The 12,714-nt window shown below is 67.9% G+C and carries 12 protein-coding genes; 2 read left to right on the top strand and 10 right to left on the bottom strand.

The features are described from left to right. Positions 1-22: 22 nt before the first annotated feature. From VHAB30_RS01430 to yaaA, 8 genes are all read right to left on the bottom strand, one after another. Positions 23-1,177, bottom strand: a complete 1,155-nt coding sequence (locus VHAB30_RS01430; RefSeq protein WP_159275556.1) for a mandelate racemase/muconate lactonizing enzyme family protein — start codon at positions 1,175-1,177, stop codon at positions 23-25. Between the two features lie 115 nt (positions 1,178-1,292). Next, complete coding sequence (locus VHAB30_RS01425) at positions 1,293-2,180, bottom strand: LysR family transcriptional regulator (RefSeq protein WP_099795466.1); 888 nt, start codon at positions 2,178-2,180, stop codon at positions 1,293-1,295. 13 nt (positions 2,181-2,193) lie between these two features. Next, positions 2,194-3,084: a LysR substrate-binding domain-containing protein gene (locus tag VHAB30_RS01420; protein ID WP_095746534.1), complete on the bottom strand. Its 891-nt coding sequence runs from the start codon at positions 3,082-3,084 to the stop codon at positions 2,194-2,196. 127 nt (positions 3,085-3,211) lie between these two features. Further along, positions 3,212-4,117: an SDR family NAD(P)-dependent oxidoreductase gene (locus tag VHAB30_RS01415; protein WP_062479791.1), complete on the bottom strand. Its 906-nt coding sequence runs from the start codon at positions 4,115-4,117 to the stop codon at positions 3,212-3,214. Between the two features lie 143 nt (positions 4,118-4,260). Then, positions 4,261-5,142 (bottom strand): NADPH-dependent 7-cyano-7-deazaguanine reductase QueF, encoded by an 882-nt coding sequence (gene queF, locus VHAB30_RS01410; protein ID WP_159275555.1) that lies wholly within the window; start codon positions 5,140-5,142, stop codon positions 4,261-4,263. Next, complete coding sequence (locus tag VHAB30_RS01405) at positions 5,139-6,038, bottom strand: alpha/beta fold hydrolase (RefSeq protein ID WP_095949647.1); 900 nt, start codon at positions 6,036-6,038, stop codon at positions 5,139-5,141. The genes queF and VHAB30_RS01405 overlap by 4 nt, the downstream gene beginning before the upstream one ends. 19 nt (positions 6,039-6,057) lie before the next feature. Then, the gene (locus VHAB30_RS01400; protein WP_159275554.1) at positions 6,058-6,900 is read right to left on the bottom strand and encodes a 2OG-Fe(II) oxygenase; all 843 of its coding nucleotides are present in this window, start codon (positions 6,898-6,900) and stop codon (positions 6,058-6,060) included. 153 nt (positions 6,901-7,053) lie between these two features. Further along, positions 7,054-7,839 (bottom strand): peroxide stress protein YaaA, encoded by a 786-nt coding sequence (yaaA, locus tag VHAB30_RS01395; protein WP_159275553.1) that lies wholly within the window; start codon positions 7,837-7,839, stop codon positions 7,054-7,056. Between the two features lie 105 nt (positions 7,840-7,944). Between yaaA and VHAB30_RS01390 the strand changes: the two genes are divergently transcribed. Beyond that, positions 7,945-10,815 carry a valine--tRNA ligase gene (locus VHAB30_RS01390; RefSeq protein WP_159275552.1) on the top strand — a complete coding sequence of 957 codons (2,871 nt, stop codon included), beginning with the start codon at positions 7,945-7,947 and terminating at the stop codon, positions 10,813-10,815. A 103-nt stretch (positions 10,816-10,918) separates the two neighbouring features. Beyond that, entirely contained in the window at positions 10,919-11,812 is an 894-nt protein-coding gene (galU, locus tag VHAB30_RS01385) for a UTP--glucose-1-phosphate uridylyltransferase GalU (protein ID WP_159275551.1), read from the top strand. 68 nt (positions 11,813-11,880) lie between these two features. Here galU and VHAB30_RS01380 read toward each other — a convergent pair whose 3' ends face one another. Both VHAB30_RS01380 and VHAB30_RS01375 read right to left on the bottom strand, forming a co-directional pair. Beyond that, positions 11,881-12,108 carry a sulfurtransferase TusA family protein gene (locus VHAB30_RS01380; protein ID WP_159275550.1) on the bottom strand — a complete coding sequence of 76 codons (228 nt, stop codon included), beginning with the start codon at positions 12,106-12,108 and terminating at the stop codon, positions 11,881-11,883. Further along, positions 12,098-12,673, bottom strand: coding sequence for an NUDIX domain-containing protein (locus VHAB30_RS01375; RefSeq protein WP_159275549.1), 576 nt, complete (start codon positions 12,671-12,673; stop codon positions 12,098-12,100). The genes VHAB30_RS01380 and VHAB30_RS01375 overlap by 11 nt, the downstream gene beginning before the upstream one ends. Positions 12,674-12,714: the final 41 nt, after the last annotated feature.

The raw sequence follows: 12,714 nt of genomic DNA, 5'->3' as shown, positions 1-12,714 counted from the left end.
CGGAAGTGTCGTCGGGTGGCGCTCAGGCCTTGCCTTTCCCGTGCGAGGTCGGCAGCTTCGCGAGTTCGCGCACGCGCTCGGCGTTGGGCGTGAAGCCCAGGCCCGGCGCCTCGGGCAGCGTGAGCCAGCCCTGGTCGGGCACGGGCAGGCCGTCGAAGATCTGCTTGAGCATCTGCACCGCGACGTAGTGGTACTCGACCAGCCCGCCGTTGGACACGCCCGCATGCAGGTGCATGTTGTGGAAGGGCCAGGCGCCGCCGTTGTCGATCGGCACGTTGAAGGCCGCGGCCATGCCCGCGATCTTCAGGCACTGCGAGTAGCCGCCCGAGATGGTCACGTTGGGCTGCAGCACATCGGCCGCCTGGTTCACCAGCAGGTCGCGAAAGCGGAAGGCCAGGCCCTCGTTCTGCCCGCAGGCCAGCGGGATGCGCGTGCGCGCGCGCAGCTGCGCCATCTGGCGCACGTCGTTCTGCGTGAGCGGCTCCTCGAAGAAGCTGATGCCGTAGGGCTCGATGCGGTGCGCGAGTTCGGTGGCGTGGAACAGGTCGAGGCCGCAGTTGGCATCGACGTACAGCTTGACGTCGGGGCCCACGGCCTCGCGCACGGCGGCGACGCGGCGCACGTCTTCGGCAATGACCTCGTCGAGCGGGCGCGGCTCGTCGCGGCGCGCGAGCGCGTGGTTGCCGACCGTCATCTTCAGGCGTTGGAAGCCTTGCGACACCCACAGCTTCGCGGCGGCGGCGAGCTGGTCGCGCTCGAAGAAGCCGAAGCCGAAGGTGGCGTACACCGGCACCTTGGCGCGCGCGCCGCCGAACAGGCGCCACAGCGGCTGGCCCAATGCCTTGCCCTTCAAGTCCCACAGCGCGATGTCGAGCGCGGCGATGGCGTGGCTCGCGTAGCCGGTCTGGCCGCGCGGCGAGAGCAGCCAGTAGAGCTTCTCCCACAGGCGCTCGGTGGCCATCGGGTCTTCGCCGATCAGCGCGGGGCCGGCCACTTCGCGCACGGCGGCGGCGATGATTTCTTCTTCGGTGATGGCGGTCATGCCGTGGCCGACGAGGCCGGTGTCGGTCTCGATCTCGGTGAGGCACAGCGACAGCGAGGTCTGCTTGTTCAGGCCGACCACGTCGATGGTCACGGGAATGTTCAGCGGCGTGGCGCTGACGCGGATGATCTTCAAGGGTGTCTCCTTTGGTGTGCCCGCATCTTTGCGCGAGGGCCGCAGGAGAACAATTCGTTTTTGGCGAGTTCGAGCCTTCGCGCGGCGCGAAGGCTCCTTGCCCGATGGCCTCAGCTCAGTCGGGGCGGCCGAGGTGTTCGAGCACCGAGCGCGCGGCGGCCGTGAGCTCCTGCTGGCGGCGCACGCACAGCAGGTGGCGGCGCAGCGCCCAGGGCGCGTCGAGCTTGAGGCAGCGCAGCTTGAGAATCTGCAGCTGCGGCAGGATGGCCGCATAGGGCAGCACGCCGATGCCCACGCCTTGCTCCACCATGCGGCAGACCATGTCGAAGCTGCCCACCTGCATGCGCACCTTGAGCGGCACCTGGGCCTCGAGCGCGGCGGCCAGCAGCACGCGGTGCAGCGCCGTGCCTTCGCGCACCACGATATGGTCGTGGCGCAGCACCTCCGCCACGTCGATGCGCTTGCGGCGCGCCAGCGGGTGGTCGCGCGCGACCACCACGGCCAGCTCGTCGGTGCGGTAGGGCAGGCATTCGAGGCCGTCGGCGGGCGTCTGGCCCTCGATCACGCCGATATCAGCCAGACCGGCCTGCACGGCCTTCACCACCTCGGTGCTGGCGCGTTCCTGCAGGTCGATCTTGAGCACGGGGTGCAGGCGCAGGAACGAGCCGATCTGCGCCGGCAGGAACTGCGCGATGGTCGAGGCGTTGGCCGTGATGCTGACCACGCCCGCCACACCGTTCTGGAAATCGTCGAGCTCGGCGCCGAGCCGGTCCATGGCCGAGAGCACGGCGCGCGCATGCAGGAGAAGCCCATGGCCGGCCGAGGTGAGCGTGACGCCGCGCGCATGGCGCACCAGCAGCGGCAGCCGGGCGCGCGCCTCGAGATCGGAGATGCGTTTGCTCGCAGCAGCCAGCGCGATATGGCAGCGCTTGGCGCCTTCGCTGATGCTGCCGTGGTCGGACACGGCCACGAACAGGCGCAACGATTTCAGGTCGGCGGACATGGCCCGTCGCGCCTCAGGCCAGGGTGAGGTGATCGAACAGCTCGCGCGCGGAGGCCGGCAGCTGCTCGCGGTTGCGCGCGATGAGCTTGAGCTCGCGCTCGGCCCAGGCATCGCTGAGCGCCACGGTCGAGATGCGCATCGCCATCGACAGCCTGTGCGCCGACGACGACGGCAGCACGCCGACGCCCACGCCCGCTTCGATCATCAGGCAGATGGCCTCGAAGCTGCTGACCTGGATGCGCGGGTTGAAGCCACGCCCCGCGAGTTCGGCGCGGCGCTGCAGAAAGCGGTGGATCGCGCTGCCGTGGTGCAGGCCCACGTGCTGCTCGTCGAGCGTGTCGGCAAAGGCCACCGACGATGCGCCCGCCAGCGGATGCGTGGGCGGCACCACCAGCACGAGCTGGTTGCGCCCGAACGGGCGCGCATCGAACTCGCCGGTGTGCACATCGCCCGCGAGGATGCCGATGTCGGCCTCGCCGTCGGCCACGGCGCGCACGATCTCTTCGCTCAGGTATTCGCGCAGATCGACCTGCACGGCCGGGTGCTGCGTGAGAAAGCCCGCGAGCTTCTGCGGCAGGTACTCGGTGATCGAGGTGGTGTTGGCGAACACGCGCACATGGCCCTTGATGCCCTTGCCGAAGTCCTGCATGTCGCAGCGCAGGTGCTCCATCTGCTGCATCACGCGCTTGGCGTGGTACAGCACGGCCTGCCCTGCCGCCGTGAGGCTCACGCCCTGCGCACTGCGGTGCAGCAGCTTGCCGCCCACCGCCTCTTCCATCTGCTTGATGCGCGTGGACGCGGCGGCCAGCGAGATGCAGGCCTTCTCGGCGCCGCGCGTGAGGCTGCGCGCGTCCGCCACGTAGACGAACAGTTTCAGGTCGAACAGGTCGAAGTGCAGGTTCACCGGGCGGGCACGAAGGAAGCGGGAGGAACGCGCATTGTCCGGCGAACGGCGTCGCCTGCAGCCGCTTGCGGGTTTGTCCTCAGAAGGTGTGAATGAATCCGGACATGGCGGGGTCGTTCACACCTTCTCAGACCGGGTCCCAGCTGAACACGTCGGCCGAGCGGTCCAGCGGGAAGAAACTGGCGCGCATCGCGGGCATGGCGTGCTCGGCGATGCTCTCGGGCGTCCAGCCTTCGGAGCGGTGGATGGAGCGCACCGGGCGCGGCTGGCTGATGAGCGAGATCTCGTTGTTGCGCACCGAGAAGATCTGCCCGTTCACGGCCGCCGCCGCATCGCTCGCCAGGTACACCGCGAGCGGCGCCACCTTGGCGGGCGTCATCTGCTTGATCTTGTCGACGCGGGCGCGCTGCTCGTCGGTGTCGGTGGGAATGGCGCCGATCATGCGGCTCCAGGCGAAAGGCGCGATGCAGTTGGAGCGCACGTTGAACTTGAGCATGTCCAGCGCGATGGACTTCGACAGCGCCGCGATGCCGAGCTTGGCCGCCGCGTAGTTGGCCTGGCCGAAGTTGCCGATCAGGCCCGAGGTGGAGGTCATGTGCACCAGCGCGCCCGAATTCTGTTCCTTGAAATGCGTCGCGGCCGCGCGGCTCACGAAGTAGGCGCCGTACAGGTGCACCTTGATCACCGCGTCCCACTCGTCGACCGACATCTTGTGGAAGAACCGGTCGCGCAGGATGCCCGCGTTGTTCACCACCGCATCGATGCGCCCGAAGCTGTCGACCGCGCATTCCACGATGCGCCCCGCGCTCGCGGCATCGGCCACACTGTCGGTGTTGGGCACGGCCTCGCCGCCCGCCGCACGGATCTCCTCGACCACCTGCTGCGCCGGCCCGGCACTGCCGCCCGCCCCATCGAGCCCCGCGCCGATGTCGTTGACCACCACCTTCGCGCCATGCCGCGCCATCGCGAGCGCAATGTCGCGCCCGATGCCGCCGCCCGCGCCGGTGACGACGATCACTTTGCCTTCAACCATGTGTCTTGCCTCTGCTTCGGATGTTCGTTCGCCCGCGAACTCGCGGGGGAATTTCAGAATGCCACAGGCCAGGCGGGTGCGGGTTTGGGGTTTCCGAAGAGGGGCTTAAGCGGCGGCAGCGCGCGACCGCCGGCGGGTGGCCGTTACTGCCGCGCCGTGCGGATGTTCGCCGGCAGCGCCTGCGGCCAGCTCGTGCGGAACGGGTTGATGTCCAGCCCGCCGCGCCGCGTGTAGCGCGCATACACCGCGAGCTTGGTCGGCTGGCATTGGCGCCAGATGTCCGTGAACATGCGCTCGGCGCAAGGTTCGTGGAACTCGTTGTGATTGCGAAAGCTCACGATGTACGCCAGCAGGCCGGCCTGGTCGATGGGCGGGCCGCTGTAGCGGATCTGCACGCTGCCCCAGTCGGGCTGGCCGGTGACGAGGCAGTTGCTCTTCAGAAGCCGGCTGGTGAGGGTTTCGTTCACGTGCACCTGCGTCGTGTCGCTGCTCAGCAATTCGGGCGCGGGCTGGTAGTGGGTGCATTCGATGTCGAGGCGGTCGAGGTCCAGGCCGTCGATCTCGTGCACCGGTTCGCGGTCGAACAGGTCGGGCGTGAGCAGCTTCACGCCGATGCCGGCCGACTGGTCGCTGCCGCGCCATGCGGCTTCGGAAAGGTCGGTGCGCAGGTGCTCGCGCACGGCATCGATGCTGGCGAAGGTGCTGTTGTTGAAGCTGTTGAGGTACAGCTTGAACGACTTGCTCTCGATGATGTTGGGCGTTTCGCACGGGATGGTGAAGTGCGCGATGGCCACCTGCGGCTTGCCGCGCGGGTTCAGCCAGCTCAGCTCGAAGGCGGTCCAGAGGTCGGCGCCGAAGAAGGGCAAGGCGCCGGCCTGGATGCCCATGGCTTCGCGCTGCGTGGCGCGTGCGATGGGGAACAGCAGGCTCGGGTCGTAGGTGTCGGCGTAGGCCGAGGCGCGGCCGAGCTGCGACTGTTCGGGGGTGTTGGGGTTCGTGTTGGGGTTGGTGGGGTCGTGGCTCATGGGGCGGTTCCGGCATCCGCCGCGTGTGCGAACGGAGCGATGTGGTTGGCGAGGATCGTGCAGACCTCGGGCGGCAGGTCGTGGCCCATGCCGGGCACGGCGATGAAGGTCGCACCCGGAATGCGCTGCGCCGAATCGCGGCCGCAGGCGATGGGCACGAGCGCGTCGGCGTCGCCGTGCAGCACCAGCGTCGGGCGCTGGATGCGCGCCAGCACCTGGGGGCGGTCGTCGTCGGCGCCGATGGCGAGCATCTGGCGCATCAGGCCGGCCGGGTGGTAGGCGCGGCGCATGCTGAAGGTGAGGCGCGTGGCCAGTTGCTCGTCGGTCTGCGGGTAGGCCGGGCTCTGGATGAGCCGCAGCAGCTTGATGCTGTGCGCGACCAGCGCGGCCTCGTCGTGGCTGCGCGGGCGCCGCATGAGCATGGCCCCGACCTCGCGGCGCGGGCCCGGCAGGCCGCGCGCGCCGCTGGAGCTCATGATGCTCACGAGGCTGGCGGTGCGCCCGGGCGCGGTGGCGGCGATGCGCTGCGCGATCATGCCGCCCATCGAGGCACCGACGATGTGGGCGCGGGCAATGCCCAGCGCGTCGAGCACGCCGAGCGAATCGAGCGCCATGTCCTGCAGCGTGTAGGCGCTGCGCACCTTCAGGCCGATGCGGTGGCGGATGGTTTCCCACACGAGGTTGCCGGTGCCGAGGTGGTCGAAGCCCTGGCTCAGGCCGATGTCGCGGTTGTCGTGGCGCACCACGCGAAAGCCCGCATCGACCAGCTGCTGCACGAACGCGTCGGGCCACGCGACCAGCTGCATGCCCAGCCCCATGATCAGCAGGATGACGGGGCGCCCTTCGCCGCCGGTGTCGTCGACTTCGATCTGCAGGCCGTTGGCGGTGACTTTCATCGGGTCCCTGTTTTTCTTTTCACTTGAACTCGCGCTCGCGCAGCCACTTGGTGGCGACCCATTTCTCGCCCGCGAGCACCGGCGCGCCGCCGTGCAGCGTGCGGGTGGCGGGGTCGGGCCGGTCATAGCTGAAGAAGACGCCGGTGCCGCGCACCGGGGCCACTTCGAGCCCGATGTCGGGGAAGGTGGTGGCGCCGCCCTGCTCAGGCTCCTGCAGGTACATCACGAGCGTGGCCACGCGCTGGCCACCGCGCTTGAGGATGGTGGGCGTGCCGGGCTCGTGCGGGTCGAAGTAGTCGTAGTGCGGGCGGTATTGCGCGCCGGGCGCGTAGCGCAGGATCTGCAGGCCCTCGCCGTATTCGAGCGGCCAGCGCAGCAGCATGGCCAGGCGCTGTTCGAGGCGCGCGACGATCTCGTTCTCGCCGCGCTCGAAGAACATGCCGTCGCTGGTGCGATCGACGTTGAGCACCTCGCCGCCGGTGCGGGTCTCGACGGTGAGCGAGCGCGCCAGCCGCACGCGCGCGGCGGCGATCAGGCCTTCGCATTCCTCGGCCGACAGCAGGTTGCCGAACACGACGACGCGCGGATGCCGCACGGTCTGCAGCACCTGCACGCGGCGGTCGCCGGCGTCGAGGTACAGCGGCGCACCGTCGAGGTCGGGGCCTGGCATCTCGGTGCGCGCCGGCGCCAGGGCCGCCGCGACATCGGGGAAGCCGGCTTCGAGCTGGGCCAGCGCCAGGTCGGTGGCGGCATCCTGCCAGCCGGCCGCCCGCATCGACATGCGCAACGCGGGCACCGAATGGCCGGCCGCGAGCTGGGCCACCAGCCATTCGCGCAATTCCGGACTGATCGCTTGGGACATGTCAGTGCTCCTCCACTCTGCAATGAGACCCGCAACACATGACTCCACGCAGTTCTTCGCCAGAAACACCGCGGAACCGGCTTTGCCGGGCCGCTGGTGTTGCCCCCTGGAAGGGGGTTGGCGAAGCGACACGAAGTGCGCGCAGCCTGGGGGTCATGCTAGCTTTCTTCTGAACACCAGCCTTTCGGCTGTCGACGCTTGAGCGTCGAAACCATAACCCTCGAGGTCGAATTTTTCCAGCGCCTTGGGCGTGGCCGCCTGGTGCACCACGGCCCAGCGCGCCAGCAGGCCGCGGGCGCGCTTGGCGAAGAAGCTCACGATCTTGTACCTGTCGCCCTTCCACTCCTGGAACACGCATTCGACCACGCGCGCCTTGAGCACCTTCTGGTCGACCGACTTGAAGTACTCCTGCGAGGCGACGTTGACGACGACCGGCGTGCGGTCGGCCGCCAGGCGCTCGTTCAGGTGCTCGGCGATGCGCGAGCCCCAGAAGGCGTACAGGTCCTTGCCGTGGCGGTTGGCCAGCGCGGTGCCCATTTCGAGCCGGTAGGGCTGCAGGCGGTCCAGCGGGCGCAGCAGGCCGTACAGGCCGCTGAGGATGCCCACATGGTCCTGCGCCCAGGCGAGCTGGGCGGGCGTGAGGCTGCGGGCGTCGAAGCCGCCATACACGTCGCCGTCGAAGGCGAAGGCGGCCTGGCGGGCGTTCTTCTCGGTGCTCTTGGACGACCAGGCGGCGTAGCGGGCCACGTTGAGGGCCGAGAGCTTGTCCGACAGGTGCATCAGCTCGGCGATGTCCTGGGGCGACTTCTCGCGCAGCAGCTTGATGAGTTCGACCGAGGGGCCGCGCGGGGCTTCGAAATGGGGCTGGGTGGCGGGGGTTTCGGAGGGGACGGGGGTGTCGTAATCGAGCGACTTCGCGGGGGAAAGCAGGAACAGCATCAGCTGATTATGTGGGGCTGGGGTTTCCCCGGGCCGCCCCGGTAAAATCCCGGGCAATCCCACCCTGTCACCAACGGCACCCGAGGGTGCCGTTTTGCATTCCCCATGAGCGAACCTACCTCCCAGCCCGGCCTCGAGAGCCTGTCCAAATCGTTCGAACCCGCCGCCATCGAGGCGCACTGGGGCCCGGAATGGGAGCAGCGCGGCTACGCCAAGGCGGGCTTCCGCGGCACGCAGCAGCCCAAGGAAGGCGCCGAGTCGTTCGCGATCCAGCTGCCGCCGCCCAACGTGACGGGCACGCTGCACATGGGCCATGCGTTCAACCAGACGATCATGGACAGCCTCACGCGCTACCACCGCATGAAGGGCGCCAACACGCTGTGGGTGCCGGGCACCGACCACGCAGGCATCGCGACGCAGATCGTGGTGGAGCGCCAGCTGCAGGAGCAGAAGGTCAGCCGCCATGACCTGGGCCGCAAGAACTTCGTGGCGCGCGTGTGGGAGTGGAAGGAAAAGTCGGGCAGCACCATCACCGAGCAGATGCGCCGCATGGGCGACACGGTCGACTGGAGCCGCGAGTACTTCACGATGGACGACGACCTCTCCAAGGTGGTCACGCACACCTTCGTGAAGCTGTATGAAGAAGGCCTGATCTACCGCGGCAAGCGCCTGGGCAACTGGGACCCGGTGCTCAAGACCTCGGTGAGCGACCTGGAAGTCGAGAGCGAGGAAGAAGACGGCTCGCTCTGGCACATCGCCTACCCGCTGGAAGACGGCAGCGGCACGCTCACGGTGGCCACCACGCGCCCCGAAACCATGCTCGGCGACACGGCCGTGATGGTCCACCCCGAAGACGAGCGCTACAAGCACCTGATCGGCCAGCGCGTGAAGCTGCCGCTGGTGGACCGGCTGATTCCCATCATTGCCGACGACTACGTCGACAAGGAATTCGGCACCGGCGTGGTCAAGGTCACGCCCGCGCACGACTACAACGACTACGCCGTGGGCCAGCGCCACAAGCTCGAGGTGATCGGCATCCTGACGCTCGACGCGACCATCAACGACAACGCACCCGAAAAATACCGCGGCATGGACCGCTTCGTGGCGCGCAAGGCCATCGTGGCCGACCTCGAGGCGCTGGGCCTGCTGGTCGAGGTGAAGAAGCACCGCCTCATGGTGCCGCGCTGCGCGCGCTCGGGCGCCGTGGTCGAGCCCATGCTCACCGACCAGTGGTACGTGGCCATGACGCGCCCCGGTGCCGACGGCCAGTCGATCGCGCAGAAGGCCATCGACGTCGTGAAGTCGGGCGAAGTGCGCTTCGTGCCCGAGAACTGGGTCAACACCTACAACCACTGGATGGAGAACATCCAGGACTGGACGATTTCGCGCCAGCTCTGGTGGGGCCACCAGATTCCGGCCTGGTACGACGAAGACGGCAAGGTGTACGTGGCCGAGACCGAAGCCGAGGCCCAGGCCAAGGCACCGGGCAAGACGCTCACGCGCGACGAAGACGTGCTCGACACCTGGTACTCGTCGGCGCTGGTGCCCTTCTCGTCGCTGGGCTGGCCCGAGAAGACGCAGGACCTGGCGCTGTACCTGCCCTCGACCGTGCTCGTGACGGGCTACGACATCATCTTCTTCTGGGTCGCCCGGATGATCATGATGACCAAGCACTTCATGGGCACTGTGCCGTTCAAGGACGTGTACATCCACGGCCTGGTGCGCGACGCCCAGGGCAAGAAGATGAGCAAGTCGGAAGGCAACGTGCTCGACCCGGTCGACCTGATCGACGGCATCGAGCTGCCCGCGCTGCTCGACAAGCGCACGCAAGGCCTGCGCAAGCCCGAGACCGCACCGGCCGTGCGCAAGAACACGCAGAAGGAATTCCCCGAGGGCATTCCGGCCTTTGGCGCCGATGCGCTGCGCTTCACCTTCGCTTCGCTGGCTTCGCTCGGCCGCAGCATCAACTTCGACTCGAAGCGCTGCGAGGGCTATCGCAACTTCTGCAACAAGCTGTGGAACGCCACGCGCTTCGTGCTGATGAACTGCGAAGGCCAGGACTGCGGCCTGCTGGAGCACACGAAGGAAGACTGCCAGGTCGGCGGCAAGGCGCACGGCTACCTGAAGTTCAGCCGCGCCGACTTCTGGATCGTCTCGCAGCTGCAGCGCGTCGAGGCCGAAGTGGCCAAGGGCTTCGAGGAATACCGTCTGGACAACGTGGCCAACGCGATCTACCAGTTCGCCTGGGACGAGTTCTGCGACTGGTATCTCGAGATCGCCAAGGTGCAGATCCAGACCGGCGACGATGCGCAGAAGCGCGCCACACGCCGCACGCTGATCCGCGTGCTCGAGGCGCTGCTGCGCCTGGCGCACCCGATCATTCCGTTCATCACCGAAGAGCTGTGGCAGAAGGTGTCGAAGGTCGCGGGCCGCGAAGGCGCGTCGATCATGATCGCGGCCTACCCGCAGAGCCAGCCGGAGAAGATCGACGAAGCCGCAGAAGCGCACGTGGCGCGCCTGAAGGCGCTGGTCGACGCCTGCCGCACGCTGCGCGGCGAAATGAACGTGTCGCCCGCGACTCGCCTGCCGCTGTATGCGGTGGCCGACGACGCCGAAGGCGCGGCCTTCCTGCGCGATGCGGCCCCGGTGCTGCAGGCACTGGCCAAGCTCAAGGAAGTGAAGGTGTTCGACGACGAGGCCTCGTGGCAGGCCGCCGCCGAAGCGGCGCCCGTGGCGGTGGTGGGCACGACGCGCCTGTGCCTGCACATGGAGATCGACAAGGCGGCCGAGAAACTGCGCATCGGCAAGGAAATTGCACGCATCGAGGGCGAGATCGCCAAGGTGCACGGCAAGCTCGGTAACGAGGCCTTCGTGGCCAAGGCGCCGCCCGCCGTGATCGAACAGGAGCGCACGCGCCTGGCCGATTTCACCGCCACGCTGGAGCGCCTGCGCGGCCAGCTTGTGCGCCTCGGCTGACAGACGGGGTCCGGGTGGGGGATTAGGATTTGGTCATCGGCTTCGCGCCGTAACCGTCCTCATCCCTCTCCTTTTTCCTGCATCCAACGACACTGAACCGCCCATGTCCACTTCTTCCCCGACGCGCATCCGCAAGGCCGTATTCCCTGTTGCAGGCTTCGGCACCCGCTTTCTGCCGGCCACCAAGGCCCAGCCGAAGGAAATGCTGCCAGTCGTCGACAAGCCGCTGATCCAGTACGCCGTCGAAGAAGCCTATGCCGCGGGCATCCGCGACATGATTTTTGTGACCGGGCGCAACAAGCGCGCGATCGAAGACCACTACGACACCGCCTACGAGCTCGAAAGCCAGCTCGAAGCCAGCGGCAAGGACGCACTCCTTGAAATCGCCCGCTCGGTGTCGCCCGACGACATGACCTGCTCGTACGTGCGCCAGCCGCGCATGCTGGGCCTGGGCCACGCCGTGCTGTGCGCCGAGCACCTGGTGGGCAACGAGCCCTTCGCCGTGCTGCTGGCGGACGACCTGATGGTCGGCCCTGTCGACGGCCAGCCGGTGCTGGCGCAGATGACCGAAGTCTTCGCGCGCCTGGGCGCCTCGGTGCTGGCCGTGCAGGAAGTGCCGCTGGAACACGTCAAGCGCTACGGCATCGTGGCCGGCGAGAACGTGGAAGACGGCCTCGTGAAGGTCAACCGCATGGTCGAGAAGCCCAAGCCCGAAGACGCGCCCTCGCGCCTCGGTGTGGCCGGCCGCTACATCCTCACGCCCGGCGTGTTCGACGAGATCCGCAACCAGCCCAAGGGCGCGGGTGGCGAGATCCAGCTGACCGACGGCATCGCGGCGCTGATGAAGAAGGAATTGGTCTACGCCTATTCGTACAAGGGCATCCGCTACGACTGCGGCAGCAAGGAAGGCTTCCTGCAGGCGTCGGTGGAGCTGGCGCTGGCGCACCCCGAAGTGGGCGTGCAGTTCCGCGAGTACCTCAAGAGCCTGAAGCTCTGAGGGCACTGCAAAGCGCTGAAAACAGAAAGGGGCCGCGAGGCCCCTTTTTCTTTGGCCGGTTGCCGACGCTAGCGCCGCTTCAGCACGTGGATGAAGTCGCTGCCCACGGTCTCCTGCGCCACCAGTTCGTTGCCGGTCTGGCGCGCAAAGGCCTGGAAGTCGCGCACCGAGCCCGGGTCGGTCGACACCACCTTCAGCAGCTGGCCGCTCACCATGTCGTTGAGCGATTTCTTCGCCTTCAGGATCGGCAGCGGGCAGTTGAGGCCGCGCGTGTCGATTTCGCGGTCAACTTGCATTGCCAGGCTCCGGCGGCAGGTTCAGGCCGCGGCGACGCTCTTCGTTTTCCGCGGCAGTGAAGAACACCGGCTCGTGGCCACGCGTGCGCAGCCAGTCGGCCAGCGCATAGCCGGTGCCGGCGGGCCAGCACCGCAGGTCGGGCAGGTCGTAGAGGCGGTAGTCCACCAGCTCGGGCGAGAGCTTCACCTCGCCGTCGGCCACCACGTGGTACGCGATGATGATCTGGTTCATGCGCTGGAAGTCGTAGGCCCCGACGAGCTTGGCGGCGCTGACGTCCAGGTCGGTCTCTTCCTTGACCTCGCGCGCGATGCCCTCCTCGGGCGTCTCGCCGGCCTCCATGAAGCCGGTGATGAGCGCGAACATCTTGCCCGGCCAGGCCGCATTGCGCGCCAGCAGCACCTGGCCGCGGTACTCGACGATGGCCGCCAGCACGGGCGTGGGGTTGTTCCAGTGCGTGTGGCCGCAGTTGGGGCAGCGCAGGCGCTCCTTGGGACCGCCGTCTTCCATCAACGCGATCCATTCGAGCGGGGTGGCGCAGGCCTGGCAGAACTTGGGGTGGGGCATGGAAAGTCTCTGTTCTTTTTCTCGGGCGTGCGGCGCCCGGA

Source organism: Variovorax boronicumulans, assembly GCF_009811375.1.
Classification (GTDB): Bacteria; Pseudomonadota; Gammaproteobacteria; order Burkholderiales; family Burkholderiaceae_C; genus Variovorax; species Variovorax boronicumulans.
This window is presented reverse-complemented; position numbering and strand designations above follow the sequence as displayed.